Raw genomic sequence first — 23,652 nt, forward strand, 5'->3', positions numbered from 1 at the left:
AGCAAATCAATAGCTGATATTCTTGGTGCTGGTGAAGAAGAGGAAGAATAGTTTTACTATTTTTCTTATTTTACTTTTATTCGAATTAAATTATGAAAAAGGTGGTTATCTGTGAACGTACAGTCAGATGTTAACATAGGTTTAGTAGGTCATGTAGACCATGGTAAGACAACTCTTACTAAAGCATTATCAGGAATTTGGACTGATACTCACAGTGAGGAAACAAAAAGAGGTATTTCTATTCGTTTAGGTTATGCTGACATTGAATTTAGAAAATGTCCTGAATGCGGAGAACCTGAATGTTACACTACTTCTGAAAAATGTGAAATCTGTGGCAGCGAAACTGAATTAATTAGAAAAGTGTCCTTTGTTGATGCTCCAGGTCACGAAACCCTTATGGCAACCATGTTATCTGGTGCTGCAATTATGGATGGTGCAGTTTTAGTAATTGCTGCAAATGAGTCTTGTCCACAACCACAAACTAAAGAACATCTAATGGCACTTGATGTAATCGGTGTTAAAGATGTTATTGTAGTTCAAAATAAAATTGACATCGTTTCAAAAGAAAGAGCTATTGAAAGTTATAATGAAATTAAGGAATTTGTTAAAGGAACATGTGCTGAAGATGCTTTAATTATTCCGGTGTCTGCTCAACAAGGTGCTAATGTAGATATATTAATCGAAGCAATGCTTAAACAAATTCAACCACCGGAAAGGAATACTGAAGATTCTACATTAATGCATGTGGCTAGGTCATTTGATATTAATAAACCTGGTTCAGGTGCTGACAAAATTAAAGGTGGAGTTATAGGTGGAACCTTAGTCCAAGGTAAATTTAAACTTGGTGATACTATTGAAATCAGGCCTGGTCCTACCAATAATGGTGAAAGGATCACTTTAAAATCTGAAATTATCGGTCTTGAAGCTAATGGTGAACAAGTTGATGAAATAGGTCCTGGTGGTCTTGTAGGTATTGCAACTAAATTAGATCCATCTTTAACTAAATCAGATTCATTATCCGGTACTGTTGCTGGGGAAGAAGGTACATTACCTGAAGTTTTAAACAGCTTTAAAATGGAAGCTAATTTACTTGACCGTGTTGTAGGTACTAAAGAGGAACGTGATGTTGCTCCTATTAAAATTAAAGAAGCTTTAATGATTAACTGTGGTACTACAACTACAATAGGTGTTGTTACTTCAACAAAGAAAAATGATGTTGAAGTCACTCTTAAGTTACCTGTTTGCGCAAGTCCCGGAGATAGAGTTGCTTTAAGTCGTAGAGTCGGTGCTCGTTGGAGATTAATCGGTTACGGTATTATAAAATAGAGGGCGAATAATGAACTCTAAAGAAGTTGTAATAGATACCAATTTTTTTATGGTTCCTTTTCAGTTCAATGTTGATATCATCACTGAACTTGAAAAAATATTACCTTCTTATAAATTAACTACTCCGAGCTTTGTTATCAATGAATTGAAGGGTTTGAAAAGAAATAATAAAGGAAAAATAAGGTTAAATGCTAATTTGGCCTTAAAGTTAGCTAATTCTTCAAAAATTGAAATAAAGGATATTTCATTATTAGAAAATGAAACTGTGGATGATGCGTTACTTAGAGTTTCAGAAGTTTTAGCTACAAACGATATAGAATTAAAAAATCGTGCGAAAGATAAAGGAATCACAGTAGCATATTTAAGACAAAAAAGATATATTGCTGTTGAAGGTAAAATATAATATTAATTAAACTTATTAATTAAATGAGGGATTATTTTGTATTATAAAACAAAAATCGAGGACACTGTAAGAATACCACCTTACAGATTTGGTGATCCTCTCAAAGAAGTTGCTATTCAAACTTTAAACGAGACCTACGAGGGTCGTTTAGATAAAAAACTTGGTTTACTTATCTGTGTTAATGATATCGATGAAATAGGTGAAGGTAGACTCATTATGGGTGACGGTGCTGCTTATCATAATGTTGTCTTTGAAGCTATTTTCTTCAAACCAGAACAACATGAGATTTTTGATGGTGAAGTAATTGATATTGTTGATTATGGAGCTTTTGTAAGAATTGGACCTATGGATGGTTTAATACATGTTTCTCAAGTAACTGATGATTATATTAATTATGATCCTAAGAGAGGAGCATTACTTGCTAAAGAATCTAATAAGACTTTAGATTTAGGTGACTTAGTTAGAGCTAGAGCTGTTAGCGTTTCAATTAAAGATGAATCTACTAATAACATTGAAAACAATAGGAATTCTAAAATTCCTCTCACTATGAGACAAAATAATTTAGGTAGATTTGAATGGATTGAAGAAGCTAAACAAAAAAGTAAGAAGGGTGGAGAATGAAAGCTTGTACAGTTTGTAAAATGATTTCAAATAAAGATCATTGTCCGTCTTGTGGAAGTCCAACTTCTGATAATTGGAGTGGTCTTTTAATTATTACTGATCCTGAAGATTCAGCAATAGCTAAGGAATTAAATATTAAAATTCCAGGTGAATATTGTTTAAGAGTAAGATAGAGGGTTTTTTGTGTTACGTTTAGATGCAGAATTAAATAAAGATATAATTGTTGAGTTAAAAAAACCATTAGGTAAATTATATCCAAACTTCGAAGATGCAATTGATGAAATCAAATCTTCTGAATTTTTAATTTCTGTTGGTGATGCAACTTTTAGTAATCTTACAAAATACGAATTATATCCGAATATTGGTATAATTGATAATTTAATTCAAAGAAAAAATCATACTCATGATGTTATACATGCAGACAATATTTTAAAAGTTGATAATCCTGCTGGAACCATTACTGATGATCTATGGGAAACCATAGGCCAAGCTCTTGAATTATCTAACAGTGGCGAATGTTATGTAATTGAAGTAGCAGGGGAAGAAGATCTTGCAGTTCTTCCTTGCATCTTAATGGCAAATCCAGAAACTACAATCTTATATGGTCAACCAAATGAAGGTTTAGTGCTTTTAAAAGTTTCTGACATGAAAAATAAAGCTCAAAAGCTTATCGACGGATTTATTGAAGAATAAATAAATGAGGTTTTATAATGGAAATTGAATTTATTGAAGAAAAAGAAAACAAAGTATTTAACAGAAAAGAAATTAAATTTTATGTTGATTATGATGGAGAAGCAACTCCTAAATTATTAGACATTAAATCAAAATTAGTTGCTTTATTAAACACTAAAAAAGATTTAATTGTTGTAGATAATGTACAACCACATTACGGTGAACCTAAAGCATTAGGTTATGCTAAAGTTTATGATACTGTTGATGATTTAAAATATATTGAAGCTCAACATGTCATTGCTAAAAACGAAGAACCTGAAGAAGAACCTGCTGAAGAAGAAGCTGAAGCAGAAGCAGAAGAATAGGTGATTTATATGGTAAAAAAATCTGATCTTTACAAAGTTGATGGAGACAAAATTGAAAGAAAAAATCCAATTTGTCCTCGTTGTGGTGAAGGTGTATTCATGGCTGACCACGGTGACAGGTTTGCTTGTGGTAAATGCGGTTACACTGAAATGAAAAAATAAGATTTTTCAAATCTTAATTTCTTTTTTTTACTTTATTTTTTTTTTAAATTTTAATCATTTTTAAGAAGGGATTTCTTTGGATAATATTAGAAATGGTCGTTTTAAGACTGGAATGACTGATGAAGCAGCTGAATACACTTCATCACTCGAATTTGATAAAATTATTTTTGAAGCGGATATTAAAACTAATTTTGCACACACTTCAATGTTAAAACATGAAGGTATTGTTGATGAAGAAATTGCTGATAAAATTTTATGTGCTCTTGATGAACTAAAAGAAGAAGGTTATTCTGCATTGGTTTTTGACCCTTCTGTTGAGGATGTTCATATGGCTATTGAAAATTATGTAACATCTAAAATAGGGCCGGATGCTGGATTTATGCACACTGCTAAATCTCGTAATGACCAAGTTGCTACAGACATTAGGTTAGTGTTGAGAGAAAAGATTTCTGAAATTCAAATTGGAATTTTGGAGTTTATGGAAGGGTTAGTTGAAATGGCTGGAGACCATTTAAATGATGTATTCATTGGTTTTACTCATTTGCAGCATGCTCAACCGATTACTATTGCTCATCATTTGATGGCTCATGTTCAAGCACTTAAAAGAGATTATGAACGTTTGGATGATACTTATAAACGTGTTAATTTAAATCCGCTAGGTTCAGCGGCTATGGCCACTACCAGTTTTCCTATTAATAGACAATTAACAACTGATTTATTGGGTTTTGATGCTTATTTGGAAAATTCAATGGATGGTGTTTCTGCAAGAGATTTTATTTCTGAAACTGTTTTTGATTTGGTGGCATTGTCTTCCACTTTAGCTAAAATCTGTGAAGAACTGGTTTTATGGAGTACTTATGAATTTGGAGTAATTGAAATGGCTGATGAATATTCATCAACTTCATCCATTATGCCTCAAAAGAAAAATCCTGATGTGGCAGAGCTTGCAAGAGGTAAAACCAGCATTGCAACCGGTGAACTAATTACTATTTTAACTATTCTTAAAGCTATTCCGTACACTTACAATAGGGATTTACAGGAGATTACTCCTCATTTATGGAATGCTGTTCAAGTAACTCAAGACACTTTATCCATTGTAACTAAAATGTTACTGTCTGTCGAATTCAAAACTGAAAGATGTGCTGAACTTGCAGGAAAGAATTTCGCTACAGCAACAGATTTGGCGGATATTATGGTTCGTGAAAAACAGATTCCATTTAGAACTGCTCACAAAATTGTTGGAAGAATTGTTAATGAGGCTACTGCAAATGAAATGGCTGAAGAGGATATCACTTCTGAATTTATAGATAATATAGCTGTTGATTTGGGATTTGACAAGTTAGGATTGTCTGATGACTTGATTCAAAGGGCTTTAAATCCTGTAGAAAATGTTAAAATTAGGGCTGTTCCAGGGGGTCCTGCTCCTGAAATGGTTGATTTGGCAAGAGATAACATTAAAGATTTTTTAAACGTTGAATTTGAAAAACAAGGAATTTAATGTTTAATCTTTTTTACTTTTTTTTTAAATATTTTTATATCACTTTAAACATATTATTATTTACAGATAATATTGTATAAGGTGAAAAAATGAAAAAGCAGTTCATAATTTTATTGGTTCTGTCAATATTTATGATTGGTGCTGTAAGTTTTATCTCAGCATCAGACATTGATGACGATTTAGTTGGCAGTGGTGCTGATGATGTTGTTGATACATCAGATGATGTTGTTGTTCAAGGCACATCAAGTAATTCAAATGATAAAGTTAATCTGACAATTAGCATGAAATGGAATGACAATAATGGTCCTAATCGTCCTTCTTCTGTCACAGTTTATGTAAAAAATGGGGATAAACAAGTTGAATCTGTTGTTTTATCCAGCGCTAACGGATGGACTAAAACAGTAGATGTGGATAAATATGATTCTAGTGGAAAACAAATTTCATATTCTGTTTCTGCTGATAAGATAAGTATGTATAAGGATCCTGTTGTAACAAAAAACGGCAATAGTTTTGTCATTACAAATGAATTAAAAGAAGTTCTTTCAGCTTCTAATACAAATAATGTTGTAAAAGAGAACAATTCTTCAAATACTTCAAATGCAACTAATGATACTGATTCTAACAAAACTGATTCCAATTCTACCGGAACAGATAATAAAACTATCAATAATAATACTATCAATAACAAAACTGTAAATAATGTCACTATAAACAATAAAACAATTAACAACACAAATGTCAATAATACAACTGTCAATTCAGTTTTAATCAAAAAACCTCCTGCAAAGGAAGTTAAAAACGATACTGATAAACAGAAGAAAAATCCTTTAAAAAATACAGGAAACCCAATTTTGATTTTAGTGGTTGTTATAATTGTTATTGCTGTTGCATATTATTTCTATAGTAAAAGATAGATAATGTATGGTGAGGTAGTTCAAAATGCATAAAATTTGTCCAAGATGCGGATCTAAAAATGTAAAATGGATTATACCTCAGAATTGGTCTCAATGGGTCTGTTATGAATGTGATTATACTGGACCTATCATAGAAGGCAATGATGATTTGGCTGAAGAAATTCATGAAAATTATTTGGAATCACTTGAAGAAGATGATTCTGAGTAATTCTTTTTTTTTTTAAATGATTAAAAGTAATAATGACATGGATAGAAGCTGAGCTTTACTTATTGAATTTATTGAGGAACAATTTAATAAGTTTTCTATTCATGTTAAATTATTACCAATAATCATGTCAATATAATCGATGATTATATCAACAAATATTGATTTGTTTTTCAACATATATAAATTTTAGGCATGCCTAAAACCTATTTGTAAAAACTCCATATTAGGTCAAGTGCCTCTCCAGGCTCGAGTGCACCCGAACGTGTTTCCCTCAATATTCTTTGTATTGAAAATTTTTTCATATGTGGGAATTTTCTGTGTACCTCGTAAAGAAGAGGACAGCCAAACCCTTTGAATGTCTTTAAATCATAGTTTTTGATTAAGGATTTTATCTCTTGCTTGCCAACACTTAAACTTGCTGGAAGGTTCAATCGATATAATGAATCTTCCTGCAAATTTATACATTGACTGCCAGTTGCAAGCATATCACCAAAGATAATTAGTGGAATTTTGTTAGTTTTAGCATATCTCTTCACTAGCTCTGAAGTGTTTTTTGAGCATCTGCCGCATGGGTGGAGTTTGCCTGTAAAAGATTCATTGATGACTTCTGAATAGTCGGTTTCAATATATTTATGTTTGATATTCAGTGATTCGGTTATAAGTTTGATGTTGTTTTTAAATTGTTTTGGCAAAATTATGGTTCCTGGATCAATTGTAATAGCTATTGGATTAAATCCAAGTTTTTTAGCTAAAATTAATGAAAAACTGCTGTCAACACCACCTGATAGAGCAACTACTGCTTCGATATTTTCAGACTCTTCAAATTGATTTTCATTAAAATAGGTTTCAAAGTTAAAGCTGTAAATTTTGTTTAACTTATTGTCTATTGTCTTTTCCAGATTTTCAAGGCCAACCAAATCCAAATCGATGTTGCGGACAGTTTTTTTGGATAATTTTAATTTATATTCCTTGTTTAAAAAATCTCCATACGATTCAACATGTATGCTTTCAAGACCTAATTTTTCCCGCAGTTTACCAACTACCCAACCACCTTTTCCAATTATGGCTGATTTATCAGGTCTGTCTTCCGTTATTATCCATAATTCATTGGTGCTTTCATTGAAGTATAATTCCTCTATGAAAATGTTTACTTTGTCATGACCTATCTCATTTCGTATTGTGTTGACTTCCTTTAAAATGAATTCCTTATCATACATTGTATTTAGTTATGATTCAACTACTTTAAATATTGACCTATTCACTTTTTGACGGGTTTTTCAAGGCAAAAAATATATTTGTATACAAATTTCTGATACATTTTGGTGATTTCAAGAATGTTTCCTGATGAGTTTGATTATCTCACCTCTGCGTCCAACTTCTGCAATTTCTGCAGATAATCATTAATCAAGCCGATGGAAACTTGAGTATATTGGCAGCGGAAAAATGGATATACAAAATCCAATAATTTCCATTACTTTTTTTAATTTCAAATTCTAAAATATTATTATTGGAGAGATATTATTATGGAATATCGTAAATTAGGTAACACTGGTATCAATGTATCCGAAATTGCTTTTGGTGCTGAATTTTTAGTGGAAAGGCCTTATGAGGATACTGAAGAATTGATTCGCGCATGTGAGCAAAATGGAATTAATTTTGTGGACTGTTGGATGAGTGAACCTGACGTACGTTCACATTTGGGTAGGGCTATTAAAGATAATCGTGAAAATTGGGTTATTCAGGGCCATATCGGATCAACCTGGCAGAATAACCAATATGTGAGAACTCGCGATATGGACAAAGTCATTCCGGCATTTGAAGACTTCATGGAAAGGTTTCAAATTGACACTCTGGACTTTGGAATGATTCACTATGTTGACCAAATTGAAGATTATGATGGGATAATGAACGGTCCGTTTATTGAATATGTCCGCAAATTGAAAGATGAAGGAACAATTGCTCATATCGGACTCAGTACCCACAATCCGGACATTGGTCTGCTTGCAGCTAAAAACCCGGAAATTGAATTGCTAATGTTTTCAATAAATCCTGCATATGACATGTTCGGTTCAATGTCGGATATTGAAGAATACAGAAAAGAGGATGCATATGATGAGCAAATGTTCGGATTAAATCCCCAAAGAGCGGAAATTTATGAATTATGTGATGAAAATGGCACTGCATTAACAGTAATGAAAGGTTTTGCCGGAGGCAATTTGCTTTCAGATGAAACCTCTCCGTTCGGAGTTGCATTAACACCAATACAATGCATACATTATTGTCTGGAACAAAAAGGGGTGAACAGTATTTTCGTCGGTGTGAAAACCGTTGATGAACTTATGGAATCATTAAAGTACTGCGATGCGACTGATGCTGAAAAGGAATATGCTGAAACTTTAAAAAATGCTCCTAAACATTCATTTGAAGGTCAATGCACTTACTGCGGTCATTGTGCGCCCTGCACTTCTGAAATAGATATTGCAATGGTAAATAAATTGTTCGATTTGGCTAAAAATAAGGATGAAGTGCCTGCGGGTATTCAGGAACATTATAATAACTTGAAATATAATGCATCAGAATGCATTGCATGTGGGGACTGTGAACCAAGATGTCCGTTCAATGTTCATATTGTGGATGTAATGCTTGATGCACAGGATTTATTTGGATTTTAGTGATATTATGCAATATTTAACATTAAACAACGGAGTAAAAATGCCAATTTTGGGATTTGGCGTTTATCAGATTCCTCCAGAAGAAACTAAACAGGCAGTTCTTGATGCAATTGATGTTGGTTATAGATTGATTGACACTGCACAAGGCTATTTTAATGAATCAGAAGTTGGTAAAGCCATTAGCGAATGCAACGTGCCTCGTGATGAATTGTTTATCACGACCAAGGTTTGGATTGAAAATTATGGATATGATAAATGCAGGGCTTCAGTTTTAGAATCCCTTGAAAAGTTAGGCTTGGATTATATTGACTTGGTGTTGTTGCATCAGCCGTTTTCAGATTATTATGGAGCATATAAAGCTTTGGAAGATTTGTATGATGAAGGCTTGATTAAGGCAATCGGTGTTTCTAATTTTTTACCGGATAGGCTAACTGACATATGTCTGTTTGACCGTAAAGTAATTCCAGCTGTTAATCAAGTTGAAGCAAATCCTTTTAATGCACAATATGTGGCTCAGGCAAATATGGAAAAGAATGGTGTTCAAATGGAGGCTTGGGCTCCTTTTGCAGAAGGGCAAAATGGGATATTTTCTAATGAAACATTAATGAAAATTGCTAAAAAGCAGGGTAAAACTCCAGCGCAGGTAATCTTGAGATGGCTTATTGAAAGAAGTGTTGTCGTTTTGTGCAAATCCACCCATAAAGAAAGGATGGCTGAAAATATTGATGTATTTGACTTTGCATTGGATGAAGATGACATGATTGATATTATGCAGTTGGACAAATCTGAAAGCATATTTTTAGACTTTAGAAATCCCGAGACTGTTGAATTGTTTGATGAAATGATTGAGATAAGAAAATAGTAATAAAGAGTTAATCAGATAAATGCCGATAATCATTTTTCTTATTTTTTTCACTAAATTTATAATATCATTTTGACAAATATTTCTATGATTATTATGGCGTATGAAATTAAAAACAAAAAAAACATATCAACTATAGGGGTTCATGCAGGACAGGAAGAGGTTGATGAAACCGGTTCAAGAGTAACACCAATTTATCAAACAACTTCCTATGTATTTGACACTCCTGAACAAGCTGCGAATAGATTTGCCCTTAAAGAAGGGGGAAATATTTATACAAGGCTTACAAATCCGACCACTGAAGCTTTTGAAAAAAGAATGGCTGCAATTGAGGGAGGGTCTGCAGCATATGCGACAGCTTCTGGAATGTCTGCTATTTTTTATGCAATTATTAATATAACTGCTGTTGGGGACAATATTGTATCAGCAGATAATTTGTATGGCGGTACATATGAACTGTTTGAAAACACTTTGGAGGAACTGGGTCGTACTGTAACATTCGTCGACTCACAGTCACCTGATGAATTTGAAGCAGCAATCAATGATAAAACAAAGGCAATTTATGTTGAATCAATTGGAAATCCAAAATTGGACATTCCTGATTTTGATAAATTGGCAGAAATTGCACATTCACATAATATCCCATTAATAGCTGATAATACCGTAGGTATTGGTTCAGTAAGGCCATTTGACCATGGTGCAGACATTATAGCTTCATCTGCAACTAAATATATTGGAGGTCATGGTACTACTCTTGGAGGAATCGTTATTGAAAAAGGCGATTTTGACTGGATGAACGGTAAATTCCCGACATTGTCTGAACCGGATGATACATACAATGGTTTGGTGTTTGGTGAAACATTTAAAGGTGCTGCTTTTACAACTAGGATTCGTGCAGTTGTAGGAAGAGATACTGGTGCCGTTCCATCTCCGTTCGGATCATTTTTGCTCTTGCAGGGTCTTGAAACTTTAGGGCTCAGAATTGAAAGGCATGCTTCAAATGCAATGGCGGTTGCTAAACATTTGGAAGCACATCCGAAAGTTGCTTGGGTGACATATTCAGGCCTTGAAAGTTCTCCAAACCATGATGTGGCTAAAAAATATGCCGAAAAAGGTTATGGTGGAATTGTCTCATTTGGACTCAAGGCAGGTTATGACGGTGCCTTGAAATTCATTGAAAATGTTGAACTGATTTCATTTTTGGCAAATATTGGTGATGCTAAATCATTAGTGACCCATCCTGCCTCAACAACTCATTCCCAATTATCTGAAGAACAGCAATTGTCTACCGGTGTAACTCCTGATTTGATTAGATTTTCAGTAGGTATTGAAGATATTGAAGATATTTTAACTGATGTTGACCAGGCTTTGGATAAAATTTAATAATCTTTTATTTTTTTTATATACTTTTTATACTATTTTTTTTATTTGATTAAAGCGATTGCTTTATGTGACTTATATATTAAATTGATACAAAAATTATATTATTGTTGTATATTATCATTTTATTATCCTTTAATATTTATCATTTGAATTATATTTTTAACGATTATGATGGCTTTTTTATTAATTGAATAATAGATATTTATAATAATGTTTGAGAATAGTTACTACCCTTGACGGAGATAAAGTATGGGTGATTTAAACCAAGAATTTAAAACTGAAATTTTAAGAGATGCTGATTGTAAAATTTTATCTTCTAAATTGGCTTCAATAAATAATGATGTTAGGTTCTCAATTCTAAAGATTTTAAGAGACCATCAGAAAAGCATAGTTAATAAGCATAAGGCTCCTTTATATTCTCGTGAAATAAATTTTTTGCTGACTGGTTATAATATTAATATTACCCCACAAATGTTGGGTCAGCACTTGAAAATTCTTGTTGATGCAGGAATTTTAAGCGAAGTAATCGTTAAAAAAGAAATTCCGAATAAGGTCGGTAAACGCAATGTCAAAGCATATGTTTTAAGAGAAGATGCATTTGATGATTTATTTTTGGAAATCAACTTTTTCAGCGATGAGCTTCTCAGTTTTTTTGAATTATATAATGTCAATACGAAATTCAATAATAAGAAATGCTGCACTTTGACAATATTTAACGGTAAAGATAAAGGAAAAACATATAGAATCAATAAAAATGATCTGGTTTTTATTGGAAGAAGGGGAACTGATGATTTTACGAAAATTCCTAACCGTAAAATTGTTTTGGATAATAGTTATTCCACAGTTTCAAATGTTTTAAAACCACATTTAAAATTGTTTTATGAAAATAATGAATGGTATATTCTGGATGAATGTAGCTCTAATGGAACATTCATTGGTGATGAAATACTTCCTCATGCTGAAAAAACAAAATTGAAAAATAATTCTTTCCTTAAATTATCTCGAGGTAGGGGGGGAGTTGTTTTTTATTGCTCTTTTTAAATTATCATGTTAATTAGTGGTTTTTATGGAATTTGAAGATTTAAAGAAGATTTTAGATGAATTTTTCTTTGGTAAATATGAGCTCGTAAAATTTTTAAAATCAAGCTCTTTTTCTGAAATCTACTTGATTAAGCATGTTTTTTTAGAAGATTTGAGGGTAATGAAGATACTTAAGAAACCATTAAATGTCGGCTCAGATTTGAATCTATTTTTATATGGAGCAAGACTGATTTGTCAGCTCAGACATGAAAATATTGTAAATATTCATGATGCGGGCATAATTCCATCGTATGGTGAAAACAATTCTGATTTTGTTTATTTCATAATAGAATATGTTCCAGGTGGTGATTTAAGTCAATATATGTATTCATTTATAAATAATAATATGTTAATACCAATATCATGGATATTGTATTTGATTAAACACATTTCTCTTGGTTTGAGTTTTCTTCATTCGTCTTATCCTCCAATTGTACATGGGGATATAAAACCAAGTAATGTTTTGTTGAGCTTTAACTCTCAAGAACATATTGTTGTTAAACTGTCTGATTTTGGTTTTTCAAGTGAAATTCATTCAAGGTTGTCTGATTCTGCCGTTGCTGGAACAGTACAATTCATGGCTCCTGAATGTTTTAAAAAGGAAAAATCTCCTTCAGCTGACATTTATGCTCTCGGTGTTATTTTTTACATTTTATTGACTAATCGTTTTCCGTATGATATTCAAAAATTCAATATTGTTGAAATTCTGGAAGAAAAGCCCTGGAGAAATCCTTTGGTTTTGCCGAGTGAATATAACAAGAAAATTCCTTCAGATTTGGATGATATCGTTATGAAATGTTTAGCCTTTAATTATCAGGATAGATTTCTAGATGCTAACGAACTTTTAAATGAAATTGAAGAGTATATTGAAAATTTCTATGAATATGATAAAAATATTTTCCATATAAACAATACCATTAAGAAAGCATTTAGATTGGCATTATATGAAAATAATCTTCAGGGAGCTATTGATATTATTAAAGGTACAGACATGATGACTATTTTGGAAGAGGTCGTATCATCGGAAGACAGCGGTGATTTTGTTTCAAATACAATAAAAGTTGAAAATTTGTCAAATATTTCGAATAATGGATAAATGTTCACAATACGCTTATATGTCATAATGGTTAATAAGGATTAAATATATATAGTACATTGGTGAATTTAAGTGAACATATGGGAACTGACTATTTTTCAATTAGTTATTGAATTTGTTATTTTCATTGCTTTAACAATGATTGTGACTTTTGTTTATTCTAAACTAAAAAATTCTCATAATAGATTTCTCAATCCTACTGAATTTTTGCCTGAAGATGAAATACATACGTTAAAACAGGTTTTTTATTTGATTTTGGCCGCCTGTTTTTTTATAAATTTTTTATATATTATTATATTTATTTATGAGGATCTGATTCATTTTGTTATTTTTGATATTTTTATATCTGTGATTGCGGTGGTACTTCTTGATAAGAGCACTTTAAAAAATAAAATTGTATTTTTATTTTTAGTTCCTTTTGGATCTCTAACTTATTTGTTGTTTGATTATACTCTTATTGGTTTTATTGATTTCATTCATGTTCCGATTTTTTTATATATGGTTAAAATAGCTCTGGACAAATTTATGGCATATACTAACGATAACCGGTTAGGTGTAACTGTTATTTTGTTATTTTCTATAGTTTTCATAAGTTTTTTAATAACGCAGGTTGTTGAAAATAAAGATCCTTTAGATTCTCTTGTAATGGTTTCCAATGCTTTTACCAGTAATGGATATTCTGTTTTAGGTAATTCCATTCTTGGTAAAATCAATAGTATTTTCCTGGTTTGGGGAGGTTATATTATTTCAGGTGCGGGCACTGCAACTTTAACTGCAGCTATTCTATTGAGGCATTTTAATTCCAGGATTAAACGATTGGAAAAGATAATTGAAAATGGAGGTGATGAATAATGGATGAAATTATGGGTTTAATATTATATATTCTGATATCTTTTGTGGTTTCATTCTGCGCTTTCGTTTGTATATTCTTTATCGGAAGATATATTTTTAATTTCTTAAAGGATACTTCCTTTTTTAAAAAGTCCCGATTTTTCAATATTCATGAATATTTCCCAAATGAGCAAGTCTTTGAATTAAGACAGTTGGGTTATTTGGTAATGATTTTAATGTTTTTTGTTTCCATGTTGTATCTATTATTCTCATGGGGTCCTGATACAATTAACATTGCTTTTTTGGATATTCTGCTTTCGTTATACCTTATGTTTAACACTAAAAGTGATTCCCCAAAAAATAAAGTTATATTGTTTTTGTTAATGCCTTTAGGTTCTATAAGCTTTTTATTTTTTGGAATAAATCCTGTTAGTGCATTTGATTTAATACATGCTCCAATTTATTTATATTTTATTAAAATATACTTTTCTAAATTCATGGAGTACACTGAAACTAACAGTTTGGGAATAACAATCATTTTGTTGTTTTCAATAATTTTTGTTAGTTTTATAATAACAATGATTGTTGAAAATGTATCTCCTTTAAATTCAATGGTTATGGTTTCTAATGCGTTTACCAGTAATGGTTATGCCATTTTGGGGTCTTCTGGTTTTGGGAAAATTAATTCTTTGGTTTTGGTTTGGGCTGGTTTCTTTTTATCAGGTATAGGTACCGCTACTTTGACTGTTACAATTGTAATGAAGCATGTTAACAGTGAATTTGACAGATTGGAAGATTTGGCAAAAAAGAATAAGAAAAATTAATTAACTATTCTTTTTGCAAATTCTTGAGCATTTTTTAAATCGGTTTCGTCGGGATGTCCTCTGTGAACAAATTTGAATGCTCCTCTACAGTGAAATTCATCTTCACTCATTTTCAAGCCTTTCTGTTCTACCTGTTTTTTCACTTGATTATAAGTTGATTTAATTAAAGCTGCTGATGAAAAATTGACGGCTTTCCCGATATTTACATTAATGTTTTCAATAAATTCTTTTACTCTTTCATCGATTCCTGCGGCATAAACTGCACTTCCTAAAAATAGAATGTCTACGTCTTCTGTTAATGGTTCATCAACGGTTTTTGCTTCAACGTTAATCGCGCTGCCTATGGCTTCTGCAAGTTTTTTAGTATTTCCTGTTTTTGTGTAATATCTTATTGCGATTTTCATTTAAACACGTCCTTAACTTATTTATAGTTTAATTTTATATAAAGTTTTGTTAAAATTTAGGTGCTTCTAAAAATTTTTGGAAGTGATTTTTTACAAGTTGTAACCGGTTTTTTTTTAGTTCATAAAAATTGGAAAAATTGAGCCTTGGATGTGTTAAGGTTTAATTATTGCTGCTTACCAAGTTGTATCTTATTCATTGATTTAAATATTAAGTTTTTCAATATAATATCATGCAAGCAAATGAAAATATTGAGTTGATAACGGGCAATCCTAGAAAGGCAATAAATAAACTGGCTTTTCCTACAATATTTTCAATGCTTTTGATGTTTTTAAATAATTTGATTGATAGCTTTTGGGTTTCAGGATTGAATTCTGATGCTTTGGCAGCATTAGGTTTCATAGCTCCGTTATATTTGGTTATCATTGGCCTTGGCAATGGTGTGGGTGCAGGTACCAATTCTTTGATTTCCCGATATGTTGGGGAGAAACGATTTGGCGATGCAAATAATGCAGTTATGCACTCAATGATTCTAGCATTCATAGTTTCGTTCATTGTTTTAATTGTGGGAATTTTCTTTTTAGATGATATGATTATATTGTTGGGTGCAGATAGTGTTAGTTCATACTGTTTAAGTTATGGACAAATTATATTTATGCTCAATATTGCATTTTTGCTGCCTAATGTAACTGCAAGTGTTTTCAGGGCTGAAGGGGATGTTAAAAGAGCAACTAACCCATTAATCTTAACAGCTATCTTGAATATGATTATAGATCCTGTATTGATATACTCATTAAATTTGGGGATTTTTGGAGCGGGACTTGCAACGGTTATAGCATCTTTTACAGGCTATGTCTGTATGTTATATTGGATTTTCATTAAAAAGGATACATTTTTTAAGTTTAAATTTAGCTATTACAAGCGTAAATTGGAGATTTATAAGGAAATTTTGGTTGTTTCACTTCCGGCGGCAACAGAAGAAATAATTTTTGCTCTGGTAGCTATCATATTCAACTTTTTAATTATTGTTACTGCGGGTGTTGAGGAAGTGGCATCATTTACAATAGCCTGGAGATTCATATCAATTGCATTCCTGCCTTGCATGGCAATAGGAATTGCAACAATAACTGTTTCAGGAGTTGCATATGGAGCTCGAAACTGGCAAAACTTCAATGAAACAATTAAATATTCAACATTGCTGGGTTTGACTATTACGATTTTAATTTGTGCAGCATTTTTCATCTTTGCAAATCCAATTTGCGAAATTTTCAATGTATATGAGACTAATTGGGCATTGGTTGACAGGTCTTCTGAAATATTGAGGATGCTGGTATTCTATAATGTATTGATTCCATTTGGGGCAACGGCAGCATATACATATCAGGGTGTTGGTTCTGGTTTCAAATCATTAGCGATAACAATTTTAAGGGAATTGGTATTGAGCATGGCATTCGCTTATGTATTCGGAGTAATGTTGAATATGGGTGTTTTTGGAGTTTATTTGGGCGCTATTATAGGAATGAATGCCGGTTCGTTATTAGGTTTTGTTTGTATTTGGATTTTCAATCTTAAATTTAAAAAATCTTGTGATGTATATTAGTATATAATCGTTTTTTTAAATAGAAATATTTTTTATTATCCGATTTCAAATTATTAAATAATATGGGTGATAATCATGAAAAAATCAAATGATGCGGATGACGTTAAGGTCAACAGGAGAAGCTCTGATAAAGTTTACTTTGAATCTATTTTGCTTCAAAAAGTGTATGATCGTATAGATTTTTTAAAAGATGAAAGTAAAGAAATCTTACAGGATTTGGATTTAAACAGGTTTGAAGAAGTAGATGTTCGTGAACTCGGTGAAAATACTTTAGACCAAATTTCAGATATTGCGGATGAAGCATCACAATTTAAATCTGAAATTTTAAATTCAGAAGATTTTCCAAAGATTTTGAAAGAATATTCTATTGATGCCAAAAAAGCATTAAATAGGGATGGGGATTATGTAAGAAGAGCACAAAGAAAATTGAATAATCAAGATTCAGGGGAATTGGTTGAATTTTATAAAACAAATCTTAGAATAATTGAACTTTGTGATAAGGCAATCGAAGTCAACTCATCAAATGCTGAAGCTTACTATCTAAAAGGTCGTGCACTTGTGAATTTGGATAAATATCCTCAGGCCATTGATGAATATATTAATTCTTTGGCTATTGATGATGATGTTAAAGTCTGGATAGCAATTGCTAATGCAAATACACTCAACGGTGATTATGACGATGCCCTCAATGTATATGATTCCGTGTTGAAAAAGGATGAAGAATCATTTGATGCGATTAAAGGAAAAGCACTCACATATTATGCTTGTGGGGATTTCAAAAAAGCTGATGATGAATTTAAAAAAGCAACTGCAATCGATTCATTAGACAGTTATTCCAAAGAAATATGGGATGAATGTTTGGAAAAGATTTAAAGAATATTTTCTTCAAATTGGCTGTTTAAAGTATTATAATAATAACCTTTAAGGGCAAGTAATTCTTCATGAGTTCCTTGCTCAATTATTTCACCATTTTCAATTACAATAATTTTATCAGCATTCCTAATTGTTGATAGTCTGTGCGCAATAATAAAGCTGGTTTTACCTTCCATTAGTCTGTCCATTGCTTTTTGAATTAACTTTTCAGTTCTTGTATCGACGCTGGAGGTTGCTTCGTCCAAAATTAAAACTTCTTTTTTTGATAAAATTGTTCTGGCAATGGTTAATAATTGTTTTTGCCCATGTGAAATATTGTCAGTGTCCTCATTTAATTTGCTATTATAGCCCTCAGGTAATTGTCTTATGAAGTTGTCTGCATAAACCTGGCTGGCAGCATAGGTTATCTCTTCGTTTGTCGCTTCAAGGTTTCCATACTGGATATTATTTGAAATTGTGTCTGAAAATAACCAGGAATCCTGCAAAACCATTCCAATCAATGACCTTAAACTATTTTTGTCATATTCATCAATATCAACCCCATCAATTTTAATGGAACCTGAATCGATGTCATAAAATCTCATGAGTAATTTAACAATTGTGGTTTTTCCAGCTCCAGTTTCACCAACAATAGCTATTTTCTCGCCTTTTTTAACTTCTAAAGACAAATTTTTAATTATTTTTTCATTTGGGGTGTATGAAAAGCTAACGTTATCAAAGGTTATTCTGTCTTTGATTTCGGTAATCTCTTTATCTGATGGGTTTTTTTCATCATCGTAATCTAGGAATTCAAAAATACGTTCACTAGCTGCCATTGCAGTTTGAATTTGATTCATAACTCTTGTGATTTGTTGAATTGGTCTTGTAAAACTCTGGGTATATTGGAAGAATGCTAAAATGTCTCCAACTGCAATAACTCTTTGAAGAACAAATACTGCACCTAAAACCGCAACTACAACATAAGTAAAGTTTGAAATGAAGTTCATTAAAGGACCGTTTAAACTGGAGAAAAACTGTGATTTCCATTCATGGACAAACCAGTTTTCATTATCTCTTTCAAATTTCTCCATAGAAATTTCTTCCTGGTTAAATGCACGGATTATATCATGGCCGGTGAATGTCTCTTCAATTTGACCATTGACTGAACCTTTAAATTCAAGTTGTTTCAGGAAATATTTTTGTGAGAATTTTGTCATTAGAATAATAAGTATAAATGAAATTGGGATAAGAATAACAGTTGCCAATGTCATCCAGATATTGATGGATAACATCATAATAAATACTCCGATAAGAGTAATTATTGCAGTTAGCAATTGGATAAATGATTGGGTAATGCCGTTTTGAAGTGAATCCACATCGTTTGTAACTCTTGATAATATGTCGCCTCTTTTATTTTCTTCAACTTTATTCATTGGCAAATGCAGGATTTTTGCAATTAATCTTTCCCTTAAGTCATAGCTGATTTTTGTTGTTACTTCAACAAGAAATATGCTTTGCAGGTATGTAAAAACGGAGCTTATCACATATAGGACTGATACAATTATTAAAATATTGATTAAAGCATTCAAATCAATTGAACCTGTATTGTGGATGATTTTGTTTATTCCATCAAATATCAATGTGGTTGCCTCACCGATAAGTAACGGCGCAATCACGGTAAATAATGTTGAAATCACTGCACAGATTACAGTTAATATTAGTTTCCATTTATGGTCTTTCAGCAGGGTTAAGATATTTTTAATCGCTCTTTTATTGTTGACAGGTTTTTCAGGAGGTTTTCTTTTCAATGGTCTTGGACTCATATCAATGCCTCCATATAGTCAATTTGAATATTTGCGATTTCTTTGTAGATATCACAGCTTTCTACAAGTTTGTCATGAGTGCCTCTGTCAATTATTTCTCCATTATCGACTACAAGGATTTCATCAGCATCCATTATGGTTGAAATTCTTTGTGACACGATTAGGATTGATGATTCTTTCATTTCTTTTAAGTTGTTTTTAATCTTTCTTTCAGTGTTCATGTCAAGTGCTGAAAAACAGTCATCAAATAAATAAAAGTCATGTTTGCCTATGATTCCTCTTGCTATGGATAGGCGCTGCTTTTGACCTCCTGAAAAATTGGATCCTCCTTGTGTAACTTCTTCTGATAAATCTTCTACAAAATCAACTTGGGCAAGTTTCAGTGCTTTTTCAATTTCGCTGTTGCTTGCATTATTTTTCCCAATTTTCATATTTGATTTAACGTCACCCTGAAATAGAATCGCTTTTTGTGGCGTGAAACTAATTGTGTCCCTTAAGCTTTTCAAATTGAAGTTTTTGATATTTTCACCGTCAATCAGAATCTCGCCTGACGTTGGGTCTTGAAGGCGGGGAATCAAATTGAGTATTGTTGTTTTGCCGCTGCCTGTTCCTCCAATGATTGCAGTGGTTTTGCCTGGTTTTAAACTAAAATTAATGTTTTTTAGGGTTTCCTTTTCACTTCCAGGATATTTATAAGAAACATTTTTAAATTCTATTGTCGGATTGGTGGAAATGTCTGTAATCTCACCGTCTGTTATGGTAATTTCAGTATTTAATACTTCACTAATACGTCTTCCGGAAACAAGGAATCTTGGAAGCATGATGAAAAACCCTCCAATCATCAAAAATGATGTGACAATTTGGGTAGCATATTGGATAAAAGCTATTATGTCTCCTGTTAAAGTTCCATTGTTTATCGCATCATATGCTCCAAAATAAAGAATCAGGACAACCATAATATTCATTATCAACATCATTAAAGGAAGCATAATCAATATTGTTCTAAATACGTAAATGTTAACATCATAAAATTCCTTATTCACTTTTTGAAATTTGCTTTCTTCAAAATCTTGTCTTACAAAAGCCTTAATTACGGGAATTCCAATTAATATCTCTCTTGCATTTTTATTTATCTTATCAATTATTTCCTGTGTAATCTTAAAGTAAGGAAGAACTCTGACAATAACGATTACTAAAAGAATAATGACTGCAATAAAATTAACTAGGATAATCCAGGATAAGTCTGTCTCAAGTTCGAATACTTTGATGATGCTTCCAATTCCTAAAATTGGAGCAAAAATGAGTGTTGTAAAAATGAATCCCAAAACTCCTTGAAGTTGGTTTACATCATTTGTAGTTCTGGTTATCAGGGAAGAACGTGAAATGTCATTCAATTCATGATTTGAGAATTTTAAAACTTTATTGTAGATAATTTTTCTCAAGTCTTTAGCATATCCTGATGAAACTCTGCTTGAAAAATAAGACACACCAACGGTTGCCAGGGCAGATACCGCTACCATTAAAAGCATTATCATTCCAATATCTATGATGAATTGAAAATCAGTGTTTTGTATACCAATGTTTACAATGGCCGCCGTGTATTGCGGCAATGCTAAATCACAGTATGCCTGGATTATTAAAAATATGAATATGAATAAAATCTGAGGGATTTTATTCTTCATTGGTGTGAGTAACTTTTTCATTGTTATATGTTAGTTGCTTATTATTTTTTAAATTTTTTCCATAAATCAGTCTGAAGGACGCTGTTTTCACTTAACTCTTCCAATTTCAGGAATAATTTCCAGGGCATTGATAAAGTCAGATAGTCATTTGGAATGAAATGCTTCATTTTACTTCTTCCCGCAAAGTCAATAGGTCCTAAGACGGGTTTTGGGTCATCACTTTCATTTTCTTTAAATGTAAAGCATCCAATAGCCTGACATGCTGATGCCTGTGGAGTTAAAACGTATGAATCTTTGAGCCTGAATGAAGAATTTATCTGGATTAATGCAGTTAGCTCTATAGGATTTACAGTAAAAATAACGGATTCTGGAATTTCACCGTCTTCCAAATTTTCCAGTCCTTTAAAGATTACATATTGACCTTCATCATAGATTGGCCTATTTTTAATGCTTTCTTTTGCGGTTTCAAAGTCTGTATATATTCGTTCTCCATGCCTGAACATTTCACCTGTATGCTTAGGCATATGTTCCAATCTCTTCTCATAATCTTCCCTGTTCGGTGCTGATTCAACTCCGCAGGATAGGAATGTTGCCTGAAAGTCAATCATGTCTTCATTTGCAAATCCTGATCCCCATCCAAAACCTACGGATATTCCTCCGCATGTTATATTTTCACGTCCAAAATATGTGGTTTTCCTTTTAGCTATTGTCTGTGCAATAAAGCTCATTACACATCCGCCATTTTCGTTTTTAGGTCCTTTTGCATTTTCTGGTTTTGCATCACTTTTAAGTAAAACAATTGGTGGAAATTTCATTTCCAGTTCTTTTGATATGTTGCTTTGCATAATAACTACCTCATTTGTTAGTATTGCATCAAGAGGTTAATATTGTTTTTTTATTTTTTTCTGGTTTTTTAAAATATTATTAGTTAGTATTTTTTTAAATTTAAAATGCCGAACATTTGAACAATATTTAAAATATTAAACTATATGTTTGTATATTTTTGATATTCTTTTTTTAAAGTTTATATTGTGTTGATATTGTCTAAAAAACTATAACATTTAAATACTATTTTAACAAAGTTAAATTAGGAATTTTAAAAGAGGTGAAAAATTATGCGTAAAATTACTATGGCTTTGTTAGCTTTAATTGTGGTCGGTATGTTAATCCCTGTAGGATTTTCAGCTGATTCTAATGTTGTGATAACTTATGGGGAGACAACTTATGGAAATTCCAATTATAAATCAATCGTTGATGACTTTTTTAAAAGTCAATCAAATATTAATGTGAATAATGTTGAATCAAAAATCATTACTGCCGATCAAGTTAACAAAATTTCAAGTTCAATTACAGGAAAATCTTATGATTCAAGTCAAATACTTTCATCCGCTTTGGTTAATTTGAATGATAATGATAATCTTCAGGTAAGTGTTGATAAATCAAAAATTACTACAATTACAGGCGATATGTATATTTCAGCTTTAAAATCTGCTGGAATTACTAAAGGGCATGTTTATGTTACAAGTCCGGTACAAGCTACTGGTGAATCAGCTCTTGCTGGAATAATGAACTCTTATGAGGAAGTAACTAATGTTGAAATTCCAGAAAAGGTTAAAGAAGCAGCAAATGATGAAATTTACACTCAAGCAGAAATTGTTAATAATTCTGGTGTAAATGCTAATGATTTGTCTAAATTAGTAAATGATGTCAAAGGTCAAGTATCTAGCGATAATGTTACAGACCATAATAAAATTGTCAATATAATCAATAATTATGTGCAAAACAATAACATCAACATTACTAATAATGATATTGAAAACTTGGCGGACAGTATCCAACAAGTGCAAAACGTACAAGGGGATGTGCATAACTATACGAATAAAGTTTCAGGATTATTCAATAAAACTGGTACCAATGGTTTTTCAATAGATAGTATTATAGATTGGTTTAAATCTTTAGTTGAAGGTATTTAACCTTCATTTCTTTTTTTTGACTAACGTTTTTTGTTTTAAATTAAATATTTTTCTTTAACTTATTTATATTTGAATAAATATAAAGTATTAATGTAAATAATTTTTGATGGAGGTGAAAACAATTGAGATATTTTAACACTAAAAATCTATTAATGATTTCAATAATTTCAGTACTTCTCATAATGTGTGCAGGTTCAATATATGCTGCTGATAATAATGTTTCCTCAATAAGTGCTCATGATACAAATATTCTTTTTGATGGGGATATTGCTGTTTCTGATATTGATGATGATTCTGATTTGGATGATGAGGATTGGGATGATGATTCTGATTTGGATGATGAGGATTGGGATGATGATTCTGATTTGGATGATGAGGATTGGGATGATGATTCTGATTTGGA

At 31.8% G+C, this 23,652-nt stretch carries 26 protein-coding genes; 21 read left to right on the forward strand and 5 right to left on the reverse strand.

The window, feature by feature from the left end; all coding sequences use genetic code 11:
* Positions 1-111: 111 nt before the first annotated feature.
* The 10 genes from UIB65_RS05500 to UIB65_RS05545 all read left to right on the forward strand — a co-directional run bounded on the left by UIB65_RS05500 (position 112) and on the right by UIB65_RS05545 (position 6,169).
* Positions 112-1,326, forward strand: coding sequence for a translation initiation factor IF-2 subunit gamma (locus UIB65_RS05500; RefSeq protein WP_330040118.1), 1,215 nt, complete (start codon positions 112-114; stop codon positions 1,324-1,326).
* A 10-nt stretch (positions 1,327-1,336) separates the two neighbouring features.
* Positions 1,337-1,729, forward strand: coding sequence for a PIN domain-containing protein (locus UIB65_RS05505; RefSeq protein WP_296803937.1), 393 nt, complete (start codon positions 1,337-1,339; stop codon positions 1,727-1,729).
* 36 nt (positions 1,730-1,765) lie between these two features.
* Positions 1,766-2,350 (forward strand): DNA-directed RNA polymerase, encoded by a 585-nt coding sequence (locus tag UIB65_RS05510; RefSeq protein ID WP_330040120.1) that lies wholly within the window; start codon positions 1,766-1,768, stop codon positions 2,348-2,350.
* Positions 2,347-2,523: a transcription elongation factor subunit Spt4 gene (gene spt4 / locus UIB65_RS05515; protein WP_292605391.1), complete on the forward strand. Its 177-nt coding sequence runs from the start codon at positions 2,347-2,349 to the stop codon at positions 2,521-2,523. The genes UIB65_RS05510 and spt4 overlap by 4 nt, the downstream gene beginning before the upstream one ends.
* A gap of 10 nt (positions 2,524-2,533) precedes the next feature.
* Entirely contained in the window at positions 2,534-3,043 is a 510-nt protein-coding gene (locus UIB65_RS05520) for a DUF359 domain-containing protein (protein WP_330040121.1), read from the forward strand.
* Positions 3,044-3,060: 17 nt separating this feature from the next.
* Positions 3,061-3,387, forward strand: a complete 327-nt coding sequence (locus tag UIB65_RS05525) for a 30S ribosomal protein S24e (RefSeq protein ID WP_330040123.1) — start codon at positions 3,061-3,063, stop codon at positions 3,385-3,387.
* A 9-nt stretch (positions 3,388-3,396) separates the two neighbouring features.
* Positions 3,397-3,549 carry a 30S ribosomal protein S27ae gene (locus tag UIB65_RS05530; RefSeq protein ID WP_069575404.1) on the forward strand — a complete coding sequence of 51 codons (153 nt, stop codon included), beginning with the start codon at positions 3,397-3,399 and terminating at the stop codon, positions 3,547-3,549.
* A gap of 76 nt (positions 3,550-3,625) precedes the next feature.
* Complete coding sequence (gene argH / locus UIB65_RS05535; protein ID WP_330040125.1) at positions 3,626-5,047, forward strand: argininosuccinate lyase; 1,422 nt, start codon at positions 3,626-3,628, stop codon at positions 5,045-5,047.
* A gap of 89 nt (positions 5,048-5,136) precedes the next feature.
* The gene (locus UIB65_RS05540) at positions 5,137-5,961 is read left to right on the forward strand and encodes a Cna B-type domain-containing protein (RefSeq protein ID WP_330040127.1); all 825 of its coding nucleotides are present in this window, start codon (positions 5,137-5,139) and stop codon (positions 5,959-5,961) included.
* A 25-nt stretch (positions 5,962-5,986) separates the two neighbouring features.
* Positions 5,987-6,169, forward strand: coding sequence for a hypothetical protein (locus UIB65_RS05545; protein ID WP_330040129.1), 183 nt, complete (start codon positions 5,987-5,989; stop codon positions 6,167-6,169).
* Positions 6,170-6,372: 203 nt separating this feature from the next.
* On the opposite strand, the gene UIB65_RS05550 is transcribed toward UIB65_RS05545, so the two are convergent.
* The gene (locus UIB65_RS05550; RefSeq protein ID WP_330040130.1) at positions 6,373-7,386 is read right to left on the reverse strand and encodes a 7-cyano-7-deazaguanine synthase; all 1,014 of its coding nucleotides are present in this window, start codon (positions 7,384-7,386) and stop codon (positions 6,373-6,375) included.
* A gap of 306 nt (positions 7,387-7,692) precedes the next feature.
* On the opposite strand from UIB65_RS05550, the gene UIB65_RS05555 reads away from it, so the two are divergent.
* The 7 genes from UIB65_RS05555 to UIB65_RS05585 all read left to right on the forward strand — a co-directional run bounded on the left by UIB65_RS05555 (position 7,693) and on the right by UIB65_RS05585 (position 14,917).
* Positions 7,693-8,841: an aldo/keto reductase gene (locus UIB65_RS05555; protein WP_330040132.1), complete on the forward strand. Its 1,149-nt coding sequence runs from the start codon at positions 7,693-7,695 to the stop codon at positions 8,839-8,841.
* Positions 8,842-8,848: 7 nt separating this feature from the next.
* Positions 8,849-9,703 (forward strand): aldo/keto reductase, encoded by an 855-nt coding sequence (locus UIB65_RS05560; RefSeq protein ID WP_330040133.1) that lies wholly within the window; start codon positions 8,849-8,851, stop codon positions 9,701-9,703.
* A 96-nt stretch (positions 9,704-9,799) separates the two neighbouring features.
* Positions 9,800-11,086 (forward strand): O-acetylhomoserine aminocarboxypropyltransferase/cysteine synthase family protein, encoded by a 1,287-nt coding sequence (locus tag UIB65_RS05565; protein ID WP_330040149.1) that lies wholly within the window; start codon positions 9,800-9,802, stop codon positions 11,084-11,086.
* A 249-nt stretch (positions 11,087-11,335) separates the two neighbouring features.
* Positions 11,336-12,127 (forward strand): FHA domain-containing protein, encoded by a 792-nt coding sequence (locus UIB65_RS05570; RefSeq protein ID WP_330040134.1) that lies wholly within the window; start codon positions 11,336-11,338, stop codon positions 12,125-12,127.
* A 25-nt stretch (positions 12,128-12,152) separates the two neighbouring features.
* Positions 12,153-13,262 carry a serine/threonine-protein kinase gene (locus tag UIB65_RS05575; protein ID WP_330040136.1) on the forward strand — a complete coding sequence of 370 codons (1,110 nt, stop codon included), beginning with the start codon at positions 12,153-12,155 and terminating at the stop codon, positions 13,260-13,262.
* Between the two features lie 498 nt (positions 13,263-13,760).
* The gene (locus tag UIB65_RS05580; protein ID WP_330040137.1) at positions 13,761-14,114 is read left to right on the forward strand and encodes a hypothetical protein; all 354 of its coding nucleotides are present in this window, start codon (positions 13,761-13,763) and stop codon (positions 14,112-14,114) included.
* Positions 14,114-14,917, forward strand: a complete 804-nt coding sequence (locus UIB65_RS05585; protein ID WP_330040139.1) for a hypothetical protein — start codon at positions 14,114-14,116, stop codon at positions 14,915-14,917. Before UIB65_RS05580 ends, UIB65_RS05585 begins: the two co-directional genes overlap by 1 nt.
* Here UIB65_RS05585 and UIB65_RS05590 read toward each other — a convergent pair.
* On the reverse strand, positions 14,914-15,321 hold the full coding sequence (locus UIB65_RS05590) for a flavodoxin family protein (RefSeq protein WP_330040140.1): 408 nt from the start codon (positions 15,319-15,321) through the stop codon (positions 14,914-14,916). The two genes, UIB65_RS05585 and UIB65_RS05590, sit on opposite strands and share 4 nt — an antisense overlap.
* A 230-nt stretch (positions 15,322-15,551) precedes the next feature.
* On the opposite strand from UIB65_RS05590, the gene UIB65_RS05595 reads away from it, so the two are divergent.
* Positions 15,552-16,919: an MATE family efflux transporter gene (locus UIB65_RS05595; RefSeq protein ID WP_330040142.1), complete on the forward strand. Its 1,368-nt coding sequence runs from the start codon at positions 15,552-15,554 to the stop codon at positions 16,917-16,919.
* Between the two features lie 75 nt (positions 16,920-16,994).
* The gene (locus UIB65_RS05600) at positions 16,995-17,792 is read left to right on the forward strand and encodes a tetratricopeptide repeat protein (protein ID WP_330040143.1); all 798 of its coding nucleotides are present in this window, start codon (positions 16,995-16,997) and stop codon (positions 17,790-17,792) included.
* Here UIB65_RS05600 and UIB65_RS05605 read toward each other — a convergent pair.
* The 3 genes from UIB65_RS05605 to UIB65_RS05615 are packed head-to-tail and all read right to left on the reverse strand — an operon-like array spanning position 17,789 to position 22,121.
* Positions 17,789-19,594 carry an ABC transporter ATP-binding protein gene (locus tag UIB65_RS05605; protein WP_330040144.1) on the reverse strand — a complete coding sequence of 602 codons (1,806 nt, stop codon included), beginning with the start codon at positions 19,592-19,594 and terminating at the stop codon, positions 17,789-17,791. The two genes, UIB65_RS05600 and UIB65_RS05605, sit on opposite strands and share 4 nt — an antisense overlap.
* Entirely contained in the window at positions 19,591-21,276 is a 1,686-nt protein-coding gene (locus UIB65_RS05610; RefSeq protein WP_330040145.1) for an ABC transporter ATP-binding protein, read from the reverse strand. The genes UIB65_RS05605 and UIB65_RS05610 overlap by 4 nt, the downstream gene beginning before the upstream one ends.
* Before the next feature lie 41 nt (positions 21,277-21,317).
* Entirely contained in the window at positions 21,318-22,121 is an 804-nt protein-coding gene (locus UIB65_RS05615; protein ID WP_330040146.1) for a DUF169 domain-containing protein, read from the reverse strand.
* A 270-nt stretch (positions 22,122-22,391) separates the two neighbouring features.
* Between UIB65_RS05615 and UIB65_RS05620 the strand changes: the two genes are divergently transcribed.
* Together UIB65_RS05620 and UIB65_RS05625 are read left to right on the forward strand one after the other, a co-directional pair.
* Positions 22,392-23,249 (forward strand): DUF1002 domain-containing protein, encoded by an 858-nt coding sequence (locus UIB65_RS05620; protein WP_330040147.1) that lies wholly within the window; start codon positions 22,392-22,394, stop codon positions 23,247-23,249.
* A gap of 122 nt (positions 23,250-23,371) precedes the next feature.
* Positions 23,372-23,652 (forward strand): hypothetical protein (locus tag UIB65_RS05625; RefSeq protein ID WP_330040148.1); only part of this gene is annotated, 281 nt, incomplete at its 3' end.

The sequence above is a fragment of the Methanobrevibacter sp. genome (assembly GCF_036307625.1).
Lineage (GTDB): Archaea > Methanobacteriota > Methanobacteria > Methanobacteriales > Methanobacteriaceae > Methanocatella.